This is a genomic window from Roseobacter sp. OBYS 0001 (assembly GCF_019654895.1).
Taxonomy (GTDB): Bacteria; Pseudomonadota; Alphaproteobacteria; order Rhodobacterales; family Rhodobacteraceae; genus Roseobacter; species Roseobacter litoralis.
Map to the genome: position 1 here is coordinate 48,989 of NZ_BPES01000012.1, position 22,216 is coordinate 71,204.

Genomic DNA, 22,216 nt, shown 5'->3' on the forward strand with positions numbered 1-22,216 from the left:
ACAACCATGGAATGGATTATCGAAAACTGGATTCTGGTCCTCGTGATCGGCGGAATGGCTGTGATGCATCTCTTCGGGCATGGACACGGCGGGCATAAGCACGGCAAGACCGCGAAGCGTCAAACTGCACAGAAGAAGGTGCTAGACGCACCCGCCGATACCCGGGTTCAACCGGAAGATGCCTGACTTCCCCGAATGCTGCGATCCCATGGAACTCTTGGACCTGTCCGGTCGCAAGGGCCTGGTCATCGGCAACTGATCGACGCGTCAACACAGTATTTGAGAAGGAGACAACGACATGCAAGCCAAGGATATCATGACGACGTCCGTGATCTCCGTCCCGCAGGACGGAAAAATCGAGGACGCCGTGCGCCTGATGCTCGACCATCACGTCAGCGCGCTACCCGTCGTAGACGTGGACGGCGCCCTGAAGGGACTGGTCAGCGAAGGAGACCTGATGCGGCGCGTCCGCGACACCGACGGCCCGCGCCGATCCTGGTGGCTCGAACTGCTGAGCGGGTCGGGCAATTCTGCCCAGGAATTCGTCAAGCTCAACAGCCACCATATCGCGGACGTGATGACCCGCGATGTCGTTTCGGTCGAGGAAGACGCACCGGTTGCCGAGATCGCGCGCCTTCTGGAAAAGCACCGGATCAAACGGGTGCCGGTGCTGCGAGAGGGGCCCGTCGTTGGAATTGTCAGTCGTGCGAACCTGCTCCATGCTTTGTCGGCACTCCCGGACGGGGCACTGGGGGAACCATCGGAAGATGATAGGGTGCTGCGCTCGAAGATAGATGAAGCCCTGAAAGAGGTTCCCGGTGCGACAGTCAATTTGATCAACTACACCGTGGACAAGGGCAATGTCGCGATCTGGGGCGTTGCAGACAGCGATTTCGAAGAGAACGCCATTCGGGTCGCCGTGGAAAACGTGTCCGGTGTCCATAGTGTTGACATCCACATGGGCCGACTGGCGGCATGGGCCTACGGCATTTGAGAGCGCATGCCCAAACAGATACCGGCGATTGGAAGTCGGCACAGCATTTGCGTGGGGATGATCGACCATCGCGGGAGCGGAGACAGAGCTCCAAAAAATATCGACGGACACGATTTGTCGGGTCCAATTCGAACTGACCAACGAGTGAGAGGACAAGCAGGACCACTTTCAAGGGGGTCTATGGACCCGTGTGTCGCTATTCCAGAAAACGATTGCCAAGGCATTAATATCCGGTCGTTTTTTATCAACGCGGCTGCCGGATCTCATCCCCAAAATCATGATACTTTTCTTTTTCTGTAACGTTTTTCGACGGTGAGCGTCTACTGAATGAACGCAAAAACCCGAGGAGGTTCAGATGGACAATCGTTCCGATACCCCGGCCCAAGACATTAACACTGGGTCGTCGAAAGAATGCTGCGGAAGCGTGACTCAAACCGAGGCCGTTGCCGAGACAGAATCGCGACCAACGGAAGACAGCAAGCCGGAAAAGGCGGGCAAAGGGGGCTGCTGTTGCAGCAGCAACTGACGCACTGGCGTCTCTGATTCAGACGGTCGCAAGGCCGTTTCTGCTAAACATGATCAACTGAAACAAGAAAGAAATACATAATGCAAACTCTTAAGATACTCGCGACCTCCGCCACGCTGTTGCTGGCTGCTACGGGTGTGGTTTTTGCCCAGGCCGGTCACGGTCATGGTGCTCAGCAGCCTGGTGTGGCCACGGGAACAAGCGATAGCGAGTCTGGTCCCATGACTGGTGATCAGACCGACATGATGCAAAAGATGATGCCCATGATGATGGGCATGCACGCCCGGATGATGGATCATGGCGACAGACCGGGCATGGCTATGATGGATCGGGGCATGATGCAGATGATGATGGGCCCTGGAATGATGGGAGTACCCTCGGTCGAGGAGGCTACCGCGGCGATGCAAGCGCGGTTGAGCGAGTTTGACGCGGATGGCGATGGCAGCCTGTCCCTGAGCGAATTTGAAACCCTGCACAGCGCAATGATCCGCGAGTCCATGGTTGACCGGTTCCAGCATCTGGATGCCGACGGAGATGGCACAGTGAGCCCCTCGGAGATGGTTGCTCCGGCCGGTCGGATGAGCATGCGCGAGAGGATGGGCGCTATGTCGACGGATAATTCCGACAACTAGGATATAATGCCGGGTAAGCCGGCTTGCCCGGCATTTTGCGGGGTCTCTTCGTTCTCAATCTGACCGACAAAAAAGGAGCGAACCATGCTGCCAATTATCTATTTCACTGCGATAGCGGCGATCCTTTTTCTGGCCTTGCGCATGACCTGCGGGGCCTGTGTCATGGGCGCAAATACTGGGGCAGGGCGTGCAGGTTTGCCGCTTATTCCGCTGGGCTGGGCACTAAGCCTGTTTTTGGCAGTGACATTCGTTGTCTTCGTCGCGTTCGACATGATTTTCCCCGACTACGCGATGTATGAAACCTGGGCTGGCCTGCTGCCTGGGTTCGTCTGGCTGACCCCGATGAGCTTCATTATCGGTCTGGCCGAAAGCTTTCTTTATGGCTGGTATGCAGCGCTGATCTTCGGCGGGCTCTTCAACGCCATGGCCAATAAGGGGGTAAAGTTATGACGCCAACTCCCCAACCGATCAGTGGCACGCGTGTCGAATGATATCGACACATCACCCGTCGTCGCCGAAATCTGCCCCATGGTGATAAGAGGTGTTGACCTTCCAGCTACTGGACGAAGTACAGCAATATGTATCGAAACATCGGGATTTTGCCGATGAGCAAGGAATCGAACGCGGTGTCTAGCGACCCATGCGGTGCGGACCCTGCGTAGTCGGCCGCCGACCTAGGCTCGACACGCTGTCCTGACACCCACAACGACTTGAGAAACCCGAATACGTTTGAGGCGGACACATGAACCAAAGACCCAATCCTGACCCGACGCAAGAGAGTGTGATCTATACTTGTCCGATGCATCACGAAGTGCGCAAGACCGAACCTGGAGATTGCCCGAAATGCGGCATGCATCTTGTGCCTGAAGGCGAGGTTGCGGCTCCACAACATGATCACGCCGGACACGGTGCCGCGGACGGGCACGGCCACCACGCCCATGGGCATTCCGCCACCACGACTGGTGAAAAGGGAGGCAGATACGACACCGTGCCCGCCGGTTATCAAGGCGCAGTCTACACCTGTCCAATGCATGCCGAAGTCCGCAAGACCGATCCGGGATCCTGTCCAATCTGCGGCATGGGGCTGGAGCTCGAAAGCGCCACGATGGTCGAGGACGGACCGAACCACGAGCTGGTGGATTTTACGCGCCGGTTTTGGGTCGGCGCAGTGCTGACCCTGCCGCTACTGGTTCTGACGATGGGCCCTTATCTAGGTTTTGGGGGCGTCCGCGACATATTCGGCGAACGCACGACCTTGTGGATCGAACTTGTACTGGGCACACCCGTCGTCCTCTGGAGCGGCTGGCCGTTCATGGTGCGCGGCTGGAATTCATTCCGGACGATGAACCTCAATATGTTTTCGCTCATAAGCATGGGCGTGATGGCGGCCTGGCTTTTCAGCATCGTGGCCGTTCTTGCACCTGACATCTTTCCCGATGGCTTCCGCGATCCCGAAGGCCATGTTGGCGTCTATTTTGAAGCTGCGGCGGTGATCGTTACCCTTGTCCTGCTAGGGCAGGTGATGGAATTGCGCGCCCGTGAAGGCACCGGCAAAGCGATCCGCGCGCTGCTGGACATGGCAGCCAAGACTGCGCGCGTGATCCGCGAAGACGGGAGCGAAGAGGAAATTCCGCTGGAAGAGGTGGAAGTCGGTGACCATCTACGTGTTCGTCCCGGTGATAAGGTACCGGTCGATGGCACCGTGGTCGATGGACGCTCTTCGGTGGATGAAAGCATGATTTCGGGGGAGCCGGTTCCGGTCGAGAAAACCGAAGGTGACGTGCTGACGGGGGCTACGATCAACGGCACCGGCAGCCTGGTGATGGAGGCGACGAGAGTAGGAGCCGACACGATGCTGGCGCAGATTGTCGAAATGGTGGCGAATGCCCAGCGGTCGCGCGCGCCGATCCAGAAATACGCCGACAAAGTCGCGGGGTTCTTCGTGCCTGTAGTGATTGTGGTCGCCATCTTGTCGTTCATCGCGTGGGCGATCTGGGGACCAGCGCCCGCCCTTTCTTATGCCCTCATCTCTGCAGTGGCGGTCCTCATCATCGCCTGTCCCTGCGCGCTGGGTCTGGCGACGCCAATGTCGATCATGACGGCCACAGGGCGCGGTGCCCAGGCGGGCGTTCTGATCAAGAACGCCGAAGCGCTGGAGCGGTTCGAGAAGGTAGACACTCTAATCGTAGACAAGACCGGCACTCTCACAGAAGGCAAGCCCCGGCTGATCGCAGTCCTGCCCGAACCGGGGCATGACGAGGCCGAGGTGCTGCGACTGGCCGCTTCGCTGGAACGCGGATCGGAACATCCGCTGGCCGAAGCCATCGTGCGTGGTGCTGAAGACCGCGGCGTGGATATGGCGAACGCCAGCGATTTCGAGGCGGTGACCGGCAAGGGCGTCAAGGGTGTGGTCGACGGCCACGCGGTGGCTCTGGGAAATCTCGCATTGATTTCGGATATGGGTCTAGAGGCCGGTGCGCTGACCGCAAAGGCTAACGCGCGGCGTGACGAAGGCGAAACGGTGATGTTTGTCGTACTGGAAGGCACGATTGCCGGGCTGGTCAGCGTCGCCGACCCGGTGAAGGAAACGACGCCAGCTGCGCTAAAGGCGCTGCATGATCTGGGCTTTCGGATCATCATGGCCACAGGTGACAACGAACGCACCGCAAAGGCCATTGGCGCACGGCTGGGAATCGACGAGATCCGCGCCGATGTTCTGCCTGAGGACAAGGCACGGATCATCCGCGAGTTGCAGGAAGCCGGTCGCAAGGTCGCCATGGCGGGCGACGGCGTCAACGATGCGCCCGCGTTAGCGCAGGCGGATGTCGGCATCGCCATGGGCACCGGTGCGGATGTCGCTATCGAAAGCGCGGGCTTCACGCTGATCAAAGGCAACCTTGACGGGATCGTGCGCGCTCGGCGTCTATCGCGCGCTACGATGCGCAACATCCGACAGAACCTGTTCTTTGCACTGATCTACAATGCTTCGGGCGTGCCAGTAGCCGCGGGTGTGCTGTATCCGTTCCTGGGCGTCCTGATCAGCCCGATGTTCGCCGCCTTTGCGATGAGCGCTTCGTCCATCTCAGTTGTTTTAAACGCGTTGCGACTGCGCGGCGCGAAAATCTGACAAAGGAAAAGTGACATGGAAAAACCTTCGACACACGGCGATTATCACCCGCAGGACAATCCGCCGAGGCCGCCCTCGTTCTGGAAATCACGCGCGGGCATCTACCTGATCTTCGCGCTTGTCCTTGGCGGACTTCTGCTGGGTTACGAGCATCGGGTGCACATTCTGGGCAGCGGGTTGCTGATCTGGCTGCCGTTGCTGCTCTGTGTTGGCATGCACTTCTTCATGCATGGCGGGCATGGAGGCCACGGCGGACATGGCAAGGGAGATGATCAATGATGACTGATGCAGGTGCATCGTATGGCCTTTGGCTTCTGGTCTTCATCAACTCGGCTGTCTTCATCATTTTTGCCTTCAGCTTTTTCAAGCCGCAAACGTCCCGAGACTGGCGGAGCTTCGGTGCATTCAGCACCTTTGTCTTGGCGCTGTTCACCGAAATGTACGGGTTCCCGTTGACGATCTTTGTGTTGTCCGGCTGGTTGCAATCCACTTGGCCGGACATCGACTGGCTCGCCCACGATAGCGGACATCTGCCCGAAATGATGTTCGGCTGGAAGTCGAACCCGCATTTCGGACCGTTCCACCTGTTGAGCTTCGCCCTGATCGGAGGAGGGTTCTGGCTGATCTCGGTGGCATGGCACCATCTGTGGAATGCACAGCGGCAGGGCCGGTTGGCCGTCACCGGGCCCTATGCGAGGATCAGACATCCCCAATACGTGGGGTTCATTCTGGTCATGCTCGGATTTCTCGTTCAATGGCCGACCATTCTGACACTGGCGATGTTCCCGGTACTGGTCTGGATGTACGTCCGATTGGCACGCAGCGAGGAGGCCGACACCAGCGCCCGTTTCGGACAGGGCTATGAGCAATACGCGCAATCAGTGCCAGCGTTTATTCCAAGGTTTGCGGGGGCGGGCAATAAACACGACAGCCGCGAAGTCTGAGAATATGTGGAAATGAGGCCCGTACCTAGCATTGCTAGTTGTCCCCATCGTTGACTGCATTTTCGGGCCTTTTGCCAGCGAGAGCTGAAGGCCAGTAGGGTTCGTTCGGGTGCGATAATGGAACTGCAGAAATAGGCTCTGGCCAGAACAGCGATGCGCCAAATGAAACGAGAAATCTGAAAGCAGGCAAGAACCAGTATGCAGCATAACCAGAAGAGCAGCGACTATAACGAAGGATCAATAAGCCTTGGCGGTGCCGTAGCCATGGGCACGGGCGTTATGATCGGGGCGGGAATTTTTGCGCTGACCGGGCAGATCGCCCAACTGGCCGGACCACTTTTCCCGCTGGCCTTCATCGCCGGTGCCATCGTCACCAGCTTCAGCGCTTACAGCTATATCAAGATGTCGAACGCCTGGCCCTCGGCGGGCGGGATCGCGATGATCCTGCAGAAATGCTATGGATCAGGCGCAGTCGCGGCGGGAGCAGCGCTTCTGATGGCGCTGAGCATGGTGATTGCAGAAAGCCTCGTGGCAAGGACATTTGCCACCTACGTCCTGCGCCCCTTCGACATCACCGGCGGGCCCCTCGTCCCCATTCTGGCGGTTGCAGTGATCGTTTTCGCGTTTCTCGTCAATATCGCAGGCAACCGCTCCGTCGGGCTGTTTTCGCTGATCATGGCGGCAATCAAGATCGGCGGCATCGCTCTCTTCGGTATTGCCGCTCTGTGGTCGAGCGGATTTCAGTTCGCCGCCGCATCGCCGACGGCCGAGCCATCGGGGATCGTGGGGTTCATTGCCTCCGTTGCGCTGGCCATCCTTGCGTTCAAGGGTTTCACAACCATTACCAACAGCGGCGGAGAGATCACTGATCCCCATCGCAACGTGGGCCGCACGATCATGATCTCCATCGCGATCTGCGTGGTTGTCTACCTGCTTGTGGCGTTCGGCGTGGGCGCCAGCCTGACACTCGACGAGATCATTGCCGCACGTGATTATTCTCTGGCAGAAGCGGCAGCCCCCGCGCTAGGGAAGGTCGGGTTCTATCTTACTATCTTGCTGGCGGCCGTGGCTACCGCATCAGGCGTTCTTGCCAGTGTGTTCGCCGTGTCTCGGATGCTCGCAATGCTGACCGACATGAAGATGATCCCCCACAGTCACTTTGGCATGTCTGGCACGATCCAGCGCCACATGCTGATCTACACGGTGGTGATTGCCTCGACACTGGCTGTGTTCTTCGATCTGGGCCGGATCGCCTCATTGGGCGCGTTTTTTTATCTCATCATGGATATGGTCGTGCATTGGGGCGTCTTCCGCTTCCGCCGGAAGGAGATCGGAGCGGCGGCTTCTGTGTTGCTCCTGACACTCGCATTAGATGCGGTTGTGCTGGCAGCCTTCACTGCGATGAAACTGCAAAGTGACCCGGCCATCGTGCTTTATGCCGCCGTCGGAATTGCCGCGGTCTTTATACTTGAACGACTGTATCTATCGCGCTGGCTCGCACCGCAGGGTGCTCACGAAAACTGATGCTAGAGTTTATTCGGACTTTCGCATGGGATACGACGCAAAGGTATCAGACAACGGGGAAATCATATGTGGAAGTAGTCAACTCGATCAAACACGCGCAAGTTGGCGTATCACTCTGACACGAGACTGCGCACAGAAGCGGTGTCGAGCGCGTCGAGCACTGCCTGTGGCGTTAGAATCTCCGGGAGAGCGATGCCGGAAGGCGACCCTGGCCCAAAGACAATATTGAACGGAATGCCGTAGCGGTCATATCGCTCGAGAAACCGCGCGATGTTATCATCCGGGCGGGTCCAATCCGCTTGCATTGCGATTACGGAACCGCCGCGCAACCGCGCACGCACTGGATCCCTGTCGAGCACGAGAGACTTGTTGGCTTTGCAGGTCAGACACCAATCCGCAGTCACATCGACGAACACCGTCTCGCCTTCAGAGACGCGGCGCGCGATGCCGAGGGGTTCGAAATCCTGCCAATGGGACGTCGCATCAACCCCCGGAGTGGTGCGGTCAGGGGTTGAGGTGAGACCTGCCCCGAAAATCGCCAGAAAAACACAGGCGCTGAGAACCGCACGCCGTACCCATTGGTTTGCCTGTGGGATTGATGCGGCGACGATGAACACAGCTGTGAGTGACGTGATAAAGGCAGCTGCCCGCCCACCCGCCACGCCGACAAGAACGAACAAGAGCCATGCGGCCGTTGCCAGCAACAGACCGCCAAGAAGGATCCTGACCAGAAGCATCCATCGCCCGGGCCGGGGCAGTCGCGTGACCAACTCGGGACGTGCGGCAATGACGAGGTAGGGGAGGGCCAGTCCAAGACCGAGTGCCGTGAATATCACTATCACGTCCAGTGATGTACCAGCGAGCGCAAAGGTGATCGCGGTGCCGAGGAACGGGGCGGAACACGGTGTAGCGAGGATGGCCGCAAGCAATCCGGTGCCAAAGTCTGAGATGTACCCGGCTCTGGCATTGCTGGCACCCAGGCGGTCTTGAAGGGCCGCGGGCAGGGTTATCTCGAATGCCCCAAAGAGATTGGCCGCAAAGACAGTGATGACCATGAACATCAGCGTCACGAAGACCGGGTTTTGGAACTGCATGCCCCAGCCGACGGATACACCGATCCATTGGAGAAACAGCAAAACAGCCGCAAGCGCCCAGACAAAAGCCAGTACCCCCAAAGCTGAAAACAGGAATCCGTTGCGCGTCATCTGCCGGGTTTGACCGGTTGCCTTCAAAACAGATGTGAGCTTGATCGATAGAACGGGTAACACGCAGGGCATGACATTGAGGATCAGACCACCGAGAAAGGCGATGGCGGCCACCGCCACGACCTTCAGCAGACTCGTTCGAGGGTTTGCGCTTGAAAACGGTGGGGCAGGGGGATCTGAGGTAAGCGTGATCGGCGCCGTGATTGCACGTGCGGTGTCTGCGATCGTCACCGAAGGCTCTGCGTGCTCTTCGGTCCAGGCGTTGATCGGTATTTGTGCCCAGAGTTCCGTTTTATCCCGATCCAATCGGATATCTGGTTTGCCAAAGGTCACAAGGGGTCCGAATTCCGGGAACACGTCGACCTCATCGAACGGTGTGTCGCTCGTTGCCACAACGATGAGAGCCGAGTCGCGCGCATCGAGGGCCGTGACCGATATTCTGATGTCGCTGTTCTCGGGTACCGCGGGAACGCGATCGGCATAAGTGGCAATCTGGCGAGCCGAGTTTGTATCGATCCCGACGCCTTGTGGCAGGGCGAGTGAAAGTTCGAAGTCATGGGGCACACAGACAGTCGAACATGTCAGCAAGGACACGCGGGCACGCAGTTCCAGAGGCTGGCCGGCGTCCTCAAGTCTCGCGCGGATCGGCAAGACAACCTGACCTGAATAGCCGAAGTTCTCGATCCCGAAGGCCTCGAACCGTTCCGGCGCGGGCCAGAGGAGCTCGGCGGATTTCAGATTGGTTGAACCCGACCAGTTGATCTCGGGTGCCAAGCCAACCTCGCCGGGCGTACGCCAGTATCCTTTCCAGCCCTCGCCGTACTCCAAGGCCAATCCAAGGGAAACGGAGGCGGCATCCGGCGCAATCCCGTTTTCGGCCGAGATCAGACGTGCCGTGACCGCAGGATTTGAAACAGACTCGGATTCCGCGGCATCGGCGCCAGCGGCGGCAAGGATGATTACGCAACCCAAAACAATCGACAGCAACCCAGCCCAGATTTGAGAAACCGCTCCCTTCATGGACGCGGACCCACGATCAACGGAGAACGTCCGGCAGATTGGCCAAGGCCGCCTCCAGATCCATCACAGGCAAACCGTGTGCGATCCAGCCTGGCCCTTTCAGTGATCCCAACATGCCTTCTGAGACATCGATGAAGCCCGGGTATCCCGCTCGATTTAGAGCGCTCAAGAGACGGCCACTCCGCCCTCCGGTGGCACAGATCAAGGCGATTGGTTTTTCGCCAGACAGATCGCGTGCAGCGAACAACCTCTGCTCAAACCTCGGTTCATGCATACTGATCGGCCAGGCGTCTTTCGCCACGGCTGTGTCCCTCCACTCAACGCGTGAACGAATATCAATCAGAGAAATCTCGCCCTGCGCCAACGCGGCCGAGGCTTCGACGGCTGACCAGACTTTGCGCGTGGCGGCCGTCACAGAATAGGGGACCATGACCAACGCAGAAGCTAGTAGGATGAAGTGCCGTCTATCCATTCCGTCTCCAATTTCGATAGAAGAGTAAGGCGGAGAGAACAGCAGACAGCATAGGTTTGTCAGGCCGACACACAGGCAAGGTCCCAGCCCTCCTCACGCTCAAGGTCAATGATCTTTCGTATCATTCTGTCGCTGACCTGACCTTGGACAACTGTACGACCGATGACGAGGGCAGGCGTGCCAACAAAGGCAAAAACCTGCGCGAGAGCCGCGCTATTTTCCAGCTCGCGCGCGACTTCGGGGCTCTCCATGTCAGCGACCAATTGTTCGCCATCAACGCCCAGATCTTCAGAGAGACGGGCAAGGTATTCCGGTGTGGCTTGAAATGGCGAGGTCATCAAACGTTCCTGGAATGCGACGTAGGCACCTTGACGCTTGGCGGCCAAGGCCGCCTTTGCTGCCAGATTAGAGCTGTCGCCCAGCAGAGGAAGCTCGTGCCATGCTATTGCAACCTGATCTGGCATTTTGCTTGTCATATCGGCGAAGCTCTTGGTTTGTACTCTGCAAAAAGGACAATAATAGTCAGAAAATGATGCCAGAGGGATACGTGCATTGCTCATGTCGAGGTCTCCGTAGAGAGCGCCGCAAATATCTGCTGAGACTCGCTCGATAGCCGCCGCCTTCCGTGCTGCCACATCCACACTGTCCGGACTGTCCAAGCCGACGAACGCGTCAAACGATCCGGATGTCTCACCAGCGATAAATCTCCGGAAGCCTTTCGGACGATCGAGTGCTTCAAGTTCAAGTTTTTCCGGCAGCAAAGAGGGCACGGTTCGAAGCGCCGCATAGCCTGCAATGACCGCACCGATCGTCAAGAGTGTTGATCGTTTCTTGGAATCCATCTGACGCCTGATCTGATTATGCCACCGTTGGAGTCGTACTGGCACAACTTGGAAAAGGTCAACTTTACAAAATGATACAATCTTTCAGCCCCGCTTCAATTGCTGCAACTTCTGAAGAGCGCTACTTCACGCGTATGGTTTGGAATGCGTTCTCTTTCCTGCGATCGGCATGTCTTGCCTTTGTGTGTCTGACGATTACCGTCGTCGGAACGCAGGCAATGCCGTTTGAAGGAGAGATGAGCAGCGCGGAGTGCGGTCCGCAAATCCCCGCTGTCGCTTCTGCGGGAGAAGTGCCCAACCACGTCCACGCGCACCACCCCGAAAACAATGGCGAGCGGCAAGCGGACGCTCACGCAGGACACGGCGACGGGTGTCACAACGGTCTTTGCTGTGTCATGGACTACCAGCAACATCTAGATCATCGGTCTGAAGAAACCGCGTGTACGGCGCCAACACGGGCCGCATTCTCCAGGGCTCATGTATCCCGTGAGCCCCTAGTGCCCGATCGCCCGCCCCGACACTCCTGACATTTCGGTGCCCGCATATGCGGGCTGTTTGACCAATCGATCGCTGCATCCAATTCAGCCGTCAGGAGACGATGTTTATGCGTGGAAGATACGCGGCACTTTCAGTTCTTGCCTTGGCAGCCGGCCTTGGCGGTGGGGTTTACGTTGAGCGGTTGTACCTGAACCCAGCGGTGCAAGGCGGATCTGAAGGCCCCGAGATTCTCTATTGGGTTGCGCCCATGGATCCGAATTTCCGTCAACCAGGACCCGGAAAGTCGCCCATGGGGATGGATCTTATTGCCGTCTATGCCGGACAGGAGCCATCTGGTGACCCTGCCGAGGTCACACTGAACGCGGCCGAAATCAACGCAATCGGCGTACGCACGGCGGTCGCCCGCATGAGTGAAGTGCGACCCCAGATCGAGACTGTGGGTTTCGTGGGGTATGACGAGCATCTGACCAGTCATGTGCATACGCGAGCTGAGGGATGGATCGAGAAGCTCGAAGTACGAGCAGTCGGCGATCGGGTCAGCCAAGAACAGGTACTTTTTGAGCTTTTTTCGCCGCTCATCGCGACGGCGACCGGGGACCTTGTGCGCGCAGTCGAGGCTGGTGACCCCCGCATTCTGGATGCGGCGCGCAGCAAGCTGATGAGCCATGGCATGTCCGCCCGCCAGATTGCGGAGATCGAGGCGGGCGGCGAAATGGTTCGCAACATCGAGATCGAAGCACCACAGAACGGCGTGGTCATCGCCCTGAATGCGGCCGATGGCATGTATCTGCAACCTGGAACGCTTGCCTTCTCCGTCGCTGACTTGTCGAAGGTCTGGCTCATTGTAGATGTCTTTGAACGTGATATTGCCCGGCTGTCTGAGGATATGCGGGCCATCGCTCGGTTCGAACACTTGCCAGGGCGCGTGTTTGAAGGCGACATCGACTACATCTATCCCGAACTCGATCCCCAAACACGAACGCTTCCTGTTCGACTGAGGTTTGACAATTCCGATGGCGTGCTCCGCCCCGGAATGTTCGGAAGTGTCAGTCTCACACCCAACGAAAGCCGGACGGTCCTGACAGTGCCATCTGAGGCCGTAATACGCACAGGGTCGGCTGAGCGCGTCATCCTGAAAACAGGGGAGGGGACCTTCCGACCGAGATTGGTGACTGCCGGTCTCCGGGACAGTTTCGGAGAAGGCGGGCGGACAGAAATTCTTCAGGGCCTGGGTCCGGGTGAAGAGGTCGTTGCCTCCGCACAGTTCCTGATCGACAGCGAAAGCGCTTTGAGCGCAGGCTTCACGCGCATGGCGCCAACGGATGCCGACCCGGCGCGGGGCAGCGGTGTTCTCGTTGCTCTCGATCCTGAGAGTCGGGTGGCAACCGTGCAGCATGACGCCCTGGAAAGCCTGGACTGGCCAGCGATGACATCCGACTTCCCGGTGAGAGCCGATGTTCCCCTGGATCGGCTAAAGGAGGGGGAGGCAGTCGCGTTTCTCGTGGCCCGTGGCGCAGATGGACTCCTGAGCCTCACCGAACTTGCGCCAGATGATGGAATTGCCGGTACCGGCACTGGGATTGCACGCGCGGTGACGTCGGATGGCAAGCTAACGCTGGAGCATGGCCCGATCCCAGAGCTTGGCTGGCCCGCAATGACGATGGACCTGCCGGTGTTGGGGGTTGATCTTGAGGCCGTGCCTCTCGATGCGCCGATCGAATTCGATCTCACGGCAGGTGATGGCGGCCTTTTCTCCGTAGTCGCGGTCCGCGCCGAGGGCACCGATCCCGAAGAGGTGGAAGCGGCTGAAACAAATGCCGCAGCGCCGATCATGGTGTCCGGCACCATCGACGACCTGGATCTGAATTCCGAAACCGCAACGATCACCCACGGGCCCATGGCTGAGATCGGAATGCCAGGCATGACCATGGATTTCCCTATCGATCCGGGCTTGGACATGGCATCGCTGAAAACCGGCGTCCAAATGACCCTCAAATTTGCACGGCCGGATGGCTTAAACATGATCTTGTCTGATGTCGAGCTTGAGGCAGCTGCGGCACCGCCCATCGTGGTCTCAGGCACGATCGATAGTGTCGATACAAACGCCTCAAAGGCCACGATCACCCATGGACCGATGACCGATATCGGCATGCCTGGCATGACCATGGCCTTTGATATTGATCCGTCACTCGACGCTGCCGCTTTGATGACAGATGTGGAGATGGTGCTCACTTTCGCGCGCCCGGACGGCATGAATATGGTGCTGGCGGCGGCCGAACCTGTGGCACCGCCCATGCAGGTTTCAGGTCAAATCAACTCCATCGATGCTCAATCACGGACGGCGAACATCACCCATGGGCCGATGACCGATATCGGCATGCCCGGAATGACAATGGATTTTCCCTTGGCTGAGGAACTCGAGATTTCCCAACTCACAGTGGGAACGGACGTCACGCTCATCCTGCGGCGCAACCCGGATTTCTCGATGACATTGATCGATGTTGTCCGTGACGGGAGGGTTACCCAGTGATCCCGGCGATCATCCGCGCCTCGCTGGCCAATAGGTTTGTTATTCTGGTCCTTGCCGTCATGATGGGTGTCGCAGGCATCTGGGCCATCCGCGAGACACCGGTCGATGCGATACCGGACCTGTCCGATGTGCAGGTGATCGTCCGCACCCCTTATCCGGGGCAGGCGCCGCAAGTGGTCGAAAACCAGATCACTTATCCGCTCGCCACATCGTTGCTGGCGGTACCTGGCGCACAGGATGTACGCGGCTTTTCCTTCTTTGGTGACAGTTTTGTCTATGTCGTTTTCGAAGATGGCACGGACCTGTATTGGGCAAGATCCCGCGTCCTCGAATATCTTGGGCAGATCACCGGGAGCCTGCCGGACGGAGTGTCCCCTCAGCTTGGCCCGGATGCCACCGGGGTCGGATGGATCTACCAATATGCGTTGATCGACAGAACCGGCACACACGATCTCGCGCAACTGAGAACGCTGCAGGACTGGTTTCTGAAATACGAACTGCAGGCTGTCGACGGTGTGTCTGAAGTCGCAACGATTGGCGGCATGGTCAAACAGTATCAGGTCGTCGTCGATCCGAACAAATTGCGGGCCTACGATATCACACTGACACAACTCAGGAACGCGATACAGGCGGCCAATCGAGAGACCGGCGGAAGCGTGATCGAGATGGGCGAAGCAGAATTCATGATCCGCTCGTCCGGATACATCGATGAGCTTTCTGATCTATCCAGCGCCCCCCTAATGATCAACGAGCGTGGAGCCGCTCTGACCCTCGGCGACGTTGCTGACATTCGCCTAGGACCGGAATTGCGCCGCGGAGTCGGAGAGTTTGACGGGCAGGGCGATGCCGTTGGCGGCGTGGTCATCATGCGATGGGGTGGCAATGCCCTTGCGACCATCAAAGCGGTGGAGGCCCGCATCGAAGAGTTGCGGCCGAACCTGCCGGAAGGTGTCGAGATTATCACGACCTATGACCGGTCCGGCGTGATCGAACGCGCAATCGACAATCTCAAGAAGAAGCTGACTCAGGAATTCGTTGTCGTCGTCCTCGTCTGTGCGGCCTTTCTGCTGCATCTGCGCTCATCACTGGTGATCCTGCTGTCGTTGCCCCTCGGCATCTTCGCTGCCTTCATTCTGATGAAAGCGCAGGGTGTGAATGCGAACATCATGTCGCTTGGTGGCATCGCGATTGCCATTGGGGCCATGGTCGATGCGTCGATCGTGATGATCGAGGCGATGCACAGGCGGCTGGAGAAGGAAAAGCTGACCGCAGAAAACAGGTGGAGGATCGTGCAGGAATGCGCCTCTGAGGTCGGTCCGGCCCTCTTTTACTCCTTGGCAATCATCACGGTCAGCTTTCTGCCTGTCTTTGTGCTGGAAAATCAGGAGGGCAGGCTTTTTGCCCCGCTGGCCTATACAAAGACCTATGCGATGGCCGCCGCCGCGATCCTATCAATCACACTGGTTCCGGTCTTGATGGGATACTTTGTCCGGGGCCGGATTTTGCCCGAGCGCAAAAACCCACTGAACCGATTGGTGGTCTTCCTGTATCGTCCCTTTCTGGATGCAGCCATCGCTTGGCCGTGGGCGACAACCTTGCTTGCCGGCGCCCTCGTGGCTTCAATGTGGTATCCGTACCAACGGCTCGGGTCCGAGTTCATGCCCGAGCTGAATGAGGGCGACTTCCTCTATATGCCAAGCTTCTACCCGGGAGTGTCGATCGGTAAGGCGCGCGAGGTCCTGCAGCAGACCAATCGTCTGATCGCTACAATCCCAGAGGTTGAAACTGTGCACGGCAAAGTGGGGCGCGCAGAGACAGCGACCGATCCTGCACCACTCACGATGGTGGAAACTACGATCCAACTCAAACCAGAAGCTGAGTGGCGCCCTGGCATGACCATGGGAAAAATTCGCGATGAGCTTGATCGGACTGTGCAGATCCCAGGCGTGACCAATGTCTGGATCCAGCCGATCAAGAACCGGATCGACATGCTTGCCACCGGGATACGAACGCCGGTTGGTGTCAAGATCTCGGGTGCTGATCTGAACGTCATCACAGACATCGGGATCGAAGTGGAACGAGCCGTGTCGGATATCGAGGGAACTGCCTCCGCCTATGCGGAGCGCCCGGTAGGCGGGCGCTTCATAGAAATCGACGTCAAGCGCGACGCCGCAGCGCGATACATGATGAGCGTGCGGGATGTTCAGGATGTGGTGCAAACTGCCATCGGTGGGATGCAAGTGTCGGAATCCGTTGAAGGGCTGGAGCGCTTTCCGATTAACCTGCGCTATCCGCAGGCGTGGCGCGATAGCCCCGAACGCCTCGAAAACTTGCCCGTTGTCACCCCATCGGGGGCTCATGTGCCGCTGACCGCCTTGGCCGATGTCCGAATTGTGGATGGTCCGGGCATGATCCGATCAGAGAACGCTCGGCGCACGGGGTTCGTGTTTATCGATATCGCAGGACGAGACCTCGGCGGATATGTCGCCGAGGCGCAGAGGGTCGTGGCCGATCAGGTGCGCCTGCCGCCCGGATATTCTCTGACATGGTCCGGGCAGTATGAGTACATCGAGCGGATGCAGGACCGGCTGGCGATCGTCGCCCCCGCCACGCTTATGATCATCACGCTGATGTTGTTCATGGCGTTCAATAGGGTGATCGAAGTTGGCATCATTCTCGCCGCGCTTCCTGTCGCGTTGGCAGGCGGTGTCTGGTTTCTGTGGTATCTCAGCTTCGACATTTCGATCGCCGTCCTTGTCGGCTTCATTGCCCTGGCCGGCGTGGCCGTCGAAACAGCCATCGTCATGCTGCTTTATCTCAATCTCGCATGGGAAAAGCGACGCAAACTCGGTCAATCCGAAGGCCGCAAGCTGACACAAGACGATATCGAGGAGGCCGTCTTTGAGGGAGCTGTTCTTCGGGTGAGACCCAAAGTCATGACCGTGGCCACCATCTTCGCGGCGCTGATCCCGATCATGTATGGCACCGGCACCGGCTCGGAGATCATGCAACGCATCGCTGCACCGATGATCGGCGGTATGGTGACAGCGACCCTGCTGACGCTTTTTGTCATTCCTTCCACATTCGTGATTTGGAAACGGCTCGCGCTGAAACGCGTAAACCGCGAAATCACGTCCCCAATTCAGCAGCCCGTCGATGCAGCACTGCCTGCCGAATAATCGAACGCACAAACCTCAAGAATGGAGCTTCTCATGAAGATACTGACTGCAAGTCTCGCACTTCTGACCCTGTCCGCGACAGGGGCTATCGCACAAATGAACCACAATATGGATCATTCGGACATGCCGATGTCCGCCGAACAAATGGAGGGCGCAGTTCACGCGAAGGCCGTGATCAATTCGATCGGCGACGGCACTGCAAATGTGAGCCATGACCCAATTCCCGAGATCGGCTGGCCTGCAATGACGATGGATATGACGGTTCTGGAAAACGCGCAGATGATGGGAGAGGTGACCGATGGTGACGAGGTGACCCTGATGCTCGTCAAGGGCGAGGATGGCATGTACGCAATCGGGGCCATAATGCCGAACTGATCACGAATGCGCAGTTGCCGAGAAATCGGCAACTGCGGCGCGTGCTTGGAGAGGTACACCGAATTCGACCGCCGAGCTGCATGTAGGCGAAAGGAAAGTGAATGCCGCTGTCTTCGAAACAACTTGGTTTGATCGCTGCCGGCGGATCGGCCGTTCTTTTGCTGGCTGCCTTCTTGTTTCAGGCAGCGGGCTACGCACCATGCGCGATGTGCATTTGGCAGCGATACCCTCACGCGATCGCCATCGCTATTGGCGCGCTCCTCATGGTTGGTTTGCCCATCTTACTGCTACTGATGGCAGGCGCTGTCGCTGCGTCCGTGACAGCAGGCATCGGGATGTTTCATACCGGCGTCGAACGAGGTTGGTGGGAAGGTCCGACATCTTGCACAGGCTCTGGTCTTGATATGTCAAACTTGTCAGCTGCGGACCTTCTGCCCTCTGCATCATCCACAGCATCGGCCTTGGTCATGTGCGACGAAGTCGCCTGGGAGTTCCTCAGCCTGTCTATGGCGAGTTGGAACGCCGTGCTTAGTCTTATGCTTGCAGTGGTTTGGGCCTACGCCGCTTACAAGCATTCATTCACGCAACCCAAAATCGCGCAACAGGAACCGTTGTGACGCGTTACTCGCATTCAGGGAATTCGGTGGGATATGACATGTGAATGGCCAAATTCGGCTGTTTCATCAGCCCCATTACTCAAGAAAACTTGACCAGAAAACTGAGATGGACACTTGAACCTATAGTTGCTTGAGGTTGTATCACCACGATAAAACCCGATGACAAACGCCACAAGACTGTTGGAATTAGAAGCCGGAGTACGATTAATGCTGACACGACGTCATTTCATTTCAACGAGCGCTGCATTGTTCTCGGCACCGTTGGCAAGCCCCGTGTTGGCAAAAAGCTGGCCGACAAATAGCGAGAAGGCCGCCTGGGATGCGCAAGTTACTCCGGTAGGGTACGATCCGGCGACGTCAAACCCATGGGGGCTGCAGTCTCGGTTTCTACCGCAGCGAGTGACTGCGAACGATGGGCTGAAACCGGGGGACATTCACGTCGATGCAGTTGCGCGCTATCTCTACCACATCGAGGATGGCGGCACAGCGATGCGCTATGGTGTGGCCATTGCGAGGGGTAATCTCTACGAGCCGGGAACCTACACAATAAAGCGCAAGGTTGAATGGCCGCATTGGACGCCAACGGCCTCCATGATCGAGCGGAACCCCGAATACGCTCAATGGGCAGATGGGCAGGAACCGGGGCCGAGTAATCCGCTTGGATCCCGTGCGCTTTACCTCTTTGTTGGCAATCGAGACACCTATCTAAGAATACACGGATCGCCTGAGGCGCGATCTATCGGTGGTCGGGCCAGTTCAGGCTGCGTCCGTATGGTGATGGCGCATATCAACGATCTCTACCCAAATGTACAGATTGGCTCGACAGCACACCTTTACGCTGCCGAATGACCTCTTCCACGAGCAACGGTCAGGCTTCTTTGGCCACGCAAATCGGGTTGCCGCGCGCCGTGCGCAACGGCAACAGCGTGGTTTCGACAGGGCCACTGTGTTCGTACCAGTAGCAACCGTCTTCTGGGCGAAGGCGGGCTGTAGCCAGATTCTGACCAGGCCCGGCCAACTCAACCACGGCTTCCGGGACGTTCCCGATATCGGATGGCCCGTTTGGAGGCGTCGTAGCTGAACACGCGCTCAATAAAATAGCGCCTACCAATAGTGTTCCTGATCCAATTCGCACGACAACCCCCTGCCAGTTCACACAATTTGCATTTCTACGGATATCAATCGCATTCTCTGCGCCATGTTGCAACGACCTCAGTTGTGCCGTTTGGAAATCTACAACGACATTGGAGTTAGGTCTTGAACCTAAAGCCACTGGAGACATTAGAGTCGTTTCAACATATGATTCTGGAGAGATCAAATGGCGGCAAATTCCGAGACCGAGCAACACGACGTCTCTCACGCACATGACCATTCAACGAATGGTTCTGGTGAGGCAACCTGCTGCGGTGGCGGCACGGGATCTGCGGGCGCAATCCCTTCAACGCCGCCCGAGCATGGCCGAAGCTTTCAGGTGAGTGGCCTCGACTGCGCCGAAGAGGTCTCCATCCTCTCCAAAGTCGTCGGTCCGAAACTCGGCGGGGCAGAGCACCTGGCTTTTGATGTGATCAACGGTCGGATGACCGTGCTGGAAAGCGCTGACCAGATTTCGGACAGCCAGATCTTGGACTTGGTTGCCAGCACGGGGATGACGGCCCGTGCGTGGGACGCGGACAATGCCAGCGCCGATCAGGCGTCGCATCTCGCCAAACAGAAATGGTTCACGATTCTGAGCGGCGGCTTCTGGGCCGCGGGATTTCTGTGGCACATCATCGAGACCGGCATGGGGGGGGCACTCGGCCTCTTCGCGGGGCACGGCGAAGCGCCGATGCCACTGGTCGAGGCAGGGCTATTCGCGGTTGCGATCCTGTTCGGTGTCTGGCTCGTGGCACCCAAGGCATGGTCGTCCGCACGGCGGCTGTCGCCCGACATGAATCTGCTGATGGTCGTCGCAGTCGCGGGTGCAATTGGCCTTGGCGAATTTTTCGAGGCGGCAACGGTCGCGTTCTTCTTCTCGCTCTCGCTTTTCCTCGAAAGCTGGAGCGTCGGGCGTGCGAGGAATGCGATTTCAGCTCTGCTCGACCTCGCGCCGCCGACGGCAAGAGTTCTTAATGATGACGGCACGGAAGCGGACGTTCCGGCTTCCGCGGTTGCTATCAACGCACGTTTCATCGTGCGGGGCGGCGACCGCATCCCATTGGATGGTGAGGTTGTCGATGGGGCAGGGGCCGTCGATCAGGCGCCAATCACCGGAGAGAGTGCGCTGGTCCCGAAGGAACGGGGCGACGAAGTCTACGCCGGTACGATCAACGGCGAAGGCACACTGACGGTGCGCGCCACGAAGGCCGCCTCGGATACCGTGTTGGCCAAGATCATCCGCATGGTCGGTGACGCCCATGCCCGCCGCGCGCCGGTGGAGCAGTGGGTGGCGAAGTTCGCCCGCATCTACACGCCTATCGTCATGGCTCTCGCCATCGCAATTGCCCTGCTGCCGCCGCTCATTTTCGGGGGGGCCTGGGATTATTGGTTCTACAATGCACTCGTGCTGCTGGTGATCGCTTGCCCATGCGCTCTGGTCATCTCGACACCGGTCTCCATCGTCGCTGCACTCACCGCCTCAGCGCGGGCCGGGGTGCTGATCAAGGGCGGCGCATATGTTGAGGCACCGGGCAAGACGACTGCACTGGCCATGGACAAGACCGGCACGATCACCATGGGCGAGCCCGAGGTGGCGGCGGTGCATCTGCTGGGCAAAGCATCGGCGCAAGATCTGATGACCCTCGCCGCTGGACTGGAGGCACGTTCCTCGCATCCCTTGGCGCGCGCCATTCTCGCGCGGGCAGAAGCCGACGGGATCAATGTGTCCGCCGCGCAAGATACCCGAACCGTTCCCGGTAGGGGACTTGAAGGACGCACAGACGGCCGGTCGATCTGGCTAGGGTCCGACCGGTTTGCCGAGGATAAGGGTTTCGGCGACGCCATTCCGAAGGATTTGCGCGACCGCATCGAAGGCGCCGGCAGCACCCTTGTTGCCGTGGGCGACGACACCGGCGTGACGGGCATTCTGGAATTGCGCGACCGTATCCGCCCCGACGCCAAGGGCATCGTGGCACGGCTCCACGCGCAAGGCGTGAAGACCATCGTCATGCTGACGGGCGACAACGAGCGGACAGCGCGCGCCGTTGCCGCCGAGGTCGGCATCGACGAGGTCCGCGCCGAGCTTCTGCCCGAAGACAAGGTGACTGCCATCGAAGAACTGGTCGAAACGCATGACATGGTGGCCATGATCGGCGACGGGGTGAACGACGCCCCCGCCATGGCACGTGCGCATTACGCCATCGCGATGGGTGCTGTTGGTTCGGACGCGGCAATCGAGACGGCGGATATTGCCCTGATGACCGACGACCTCGGCAAGGTGCCTTGGCTGATCGGTCATTCGCGCCGGACAATGTCGATTATCCATCAGAACATCGGTATTTCCTTGGCGACCAAGGGTGTTTTCGTCGTCGCTACTGCGTTCGGAGTGGCATCGATGTGGGGCGCTATTGCAGCCGACGTAGGAGTGTCATTGCTGGTGGTGGCCAACGCCCTGCGCCTGCTTAACAGCCAAGAGGCCAAGGCGCCGCCGTCCGGCGGTGATCAGGTTGGTCCACAGATAACAAAAGCCGCGCTTGCCCACGGACATTGATCACTCAGCATTTGCAAGGTAACGTAATGTCAATATCAGACCTCAC

18 protein-coding genes are annotated in these 22,216 nt (G+C 58.4%); 14 read left to right on the forward strand and 4 right to left on the reverse strand.

The window, feature by feature from the left end; all coding sequences use genetic code 11:
- The first annotated feature begins 6 nt into the window (after positions 1 to 6).
- The 8 genes from K5Q35_RS18280 to K5Q35_RS18315 all read left to right on the forward strand — a co-directional run bounded on the left by K5Q35_RS18280 (position 7) and on the right by K5Q35_RS18315 (position 7,747).
- Entirely contained in the window at positions 7 to 186 is a 180-nt protein-coding gene (locus K5Q35_RS18280; protein ID WP_013959896.1) for a hypothetical protein, read from the forward strand.
- Between the two features lie 112 nt (positions 187 to 298).
- The gene (locus K5Q35_RS18285; protein WP_013959895.1) at positions 299 to 994 is read left to right on the forward strand and encodes a CBS domain-containing protein; all 696 of its coding nucleotides are present in this window, start codon (positions 299 to 301) and stop codon (positions 992 to 994) included.
- Between the two features lie 606 nt (positions 995 to 1,600).
- Positions 1,601 to 2,152, forward strand: a complete 552-nt coding sequence (locus K5Q35_RS18290; protein WP_245538197.1) for an EF-hand domain-containing protein — start codon at positions 1,601 to 1,603, stop codon at positions 2,150 to 2,152.
- Positions 2,153 to 2,236: 84 nt separating this feature from the next.
- Positions 2,237 to 2,602, forward strand: coding sequence for a hypothetical protein (locus K5Q35_RS18295; protein WP_220800860.1), 366 nt, complete (start codon positions 2,237 to 2,239; stop codon positions 2,600 to 2,602).
- Positions 2,603 to 2,951: 349 nt separating this feature from the next.
- Positions 2,952 to 5,279 (forward strand): copper-translocating P-type ATPase, encoded by a 2,328-nt coding sequence (locus K5Q35_RS18300; RefSeq protein WP_374758661.1) that lies wholly within the window; start codon positions 2,952 to 2,954, stop codon positions 5,277 to 5,279.
- Between the two features lie 15 nt (positions 5,280 to 5,294).
- Positions 5,295 to 5,558 (forward strand): DUF2933 domain-containing protein, encoded by a 264-nt coding sequence (locus tag K5Q35_RS18305; protein ID WP_220800862.1) that lies wholly within the window; start codon positions 5,295 to 5,297, stop codon positions 5,556 to 5,558.
- Positions 5,558 to 6,223, forward strand: a complete 666-nt coding sequence (locus K5Q35_RS18310; RefSeq protein ID WP_220800906.1) for an isoprenylcysteine carboxylmethyltransferase family protein — start codon at positions 5,558 to 5,560, stop codon at positions 6,221 to 6,223. The genes K5Q35_RS18305 and K5Q35_RS18310 overlap by 1 nt, the downstream gene beginning before the upstream one ends.
- A 198-nt stretch (positions 6,224 to 6,421) precedes the next feature.
- Positions 6,422 to 7,747 (forward strand): APC family permease, encoded by a 1,326-nt coding sequence (locus tag K5Q35_RS18315; RefSeq protein WP_220800863.1) that lies wholly within the window; start codon positions 6,422 to 6,424, stop codon positions 7,745 to 7,747.
- Positions 7,748 to 7,857: 110 nt separating this feature from the next.
- Here K5Q35_RS18315 and K5Q35_RS18320 read toward each other — a convergent pair whose 3' ends face one another.
- The 3 genes from K5Q35_RS18320 to K5Q35_RS18330 are packed head-to-tail and all read right to left on the reverse strand — an operon-like array spanning position 7,858 to position 11,286.
- Positions 7,858 to 9,972, reverse strand: coding sequence for a protein-disulfide reductase DsbD (locus tag K5Q35_RS18320; RefSeq protein ID WP_220800864.1), 2,115 nt, complete (start codon positions 9,970 to 9,972; stop codon positions 7,858 to 7,860).
- A gap of 16 nt (positions 9,973 to 9,988) precedes the next feature.
- Positions 9,989 to 10,444: a rhodanese-like domain-containing protein gene (locus tag K5Q35_RS18325; protein ID WP_013959886.1), complete on the reverse strand. Its 456-nt coding sequence runs from the start codon at positions 10,442 to 10,444 to the stop codon at positions 9,989 to 9,991.
- 59 nt (positions 10,445 to 10,503) lie between these two features.
- Positions 10,504 to 11,286 carry a DsbA family protein gene (locus tag K5Q35_RS18330; RefSeq protein WP_013959885.1) on the reverse strand — a complete coding sequence of 261 codons (783 nt, stop codon included), beginning with the start codon at positions 11,284 to 11,286 and terminating at the stop codon, positions 10,504 to 10,506.
- A gap of 604 nt (positions 11,287 to 11,890) precedes the next feature.
- Between K5Q35_RS18330 and K5Q35_RS18335 the strand changes: the two genes are divergently transcribed.
- From K5Q35_RS18335 to K5Q35_RS18355, 5 genes are all read left to right on the forward strand, one after another.
- A complete protein-coding gene (locus tag K5Q35_RS18335) occupies positions 11,891 to 14,314 on the forward strand; it encodes an efflux RND transporter periplasmic adaptor subunit (protein ID WP_220800865.1) in 2,424 nt (807 codons plus the stop codon).
- Positions 14,311 to 17,493: an efflux RND transporter permease subunit gene (locus K5Q35_RS18340; RefSeq protein WP_013959882.1), complete on the forward strand. Its 3,183-nt coding sequence runs from the start codon at positions 14,311 to 14,313 to the stop codon at positions 17,491 to 17,493. Before K5Q35_RS18335 ends, K5Q35_RS18340 begins: the two co-directional genes overlap by 4 nt.
- A gap of 33 nt (positions 17,494 to 17,526) precedes the next feature.
- On the forward strand, positions 17,527 to 17,868 hold the full coding sequence (locus K5Q35_RS18345; RefSeq protein WP_013959881.1) for a copper-binding protein: 342 nt from the start codon (positions 17,527 to 17,529) through the stop codon (positions 17,866 to 17,868).
- Positions 17,869 to 17,969: 101 nt separating this feature from the next.
- On the forward strand, positions 17,970 to 18,485 hold the full coding sequence (locus tag K5Q35_RS18350) for a disulfide bond formation protein B (protein WP_013959880.1): 516 nt from the start codon (positions 17,970 to 17,972) through the stop codon (positions 18,483 to 18,485).
- A gap of 207 nt (positions 18,486 to 18,692) precedes the next feature.
- Positions 18,693 to 19,334, forward strand: coding sequence for a L,D-transpeptidase (locus K5Q35_RS18355; RefSeq protein ID WP_013959879.1), 642 nt, complete (start codon positions 18,693 to 18,695; stop codon positions 19,332 to 19,334).
- A gap of 19 nt (positions 19,335 to 19,353) precedes the next feature.
- Here the strand turns inward: K5Q35_RS18355 and K5Q35_RS22730 are convergent, their stop codons facing one another.
- The gene (locus K5Q35_RS22730; protein WP_245538201.1) at positions 19,354 to 19,584 is read right to left on the reverse strand and encodes a hypothetical protein; all 231 of its coding nucleotides are present in this window, start codon (positions 19,582 to 19,584) and stop codon (positions 19,354 to 19,356) included.
- 219 nt (positions 19,585 to 19,803) lie between these two features.
- On the opposite strand from K5Q35_RS22730, the gene K5Q35_RS18360 reads away from it, so the two are divergent.
- Complete coding sequence (locus K5Q35_RS18360; RefSeq protein WP_259650583.1) at positions 19,804 to 22,170, forward strand: cation-translocating P-type ATPase; 2,367 nt, start codon at positions 19,804 to 19,806, stop codon at positions 22,168 to 22,170.
- Positions 22,171 to 22,216 lie beyond the last annotated feature (46 nt).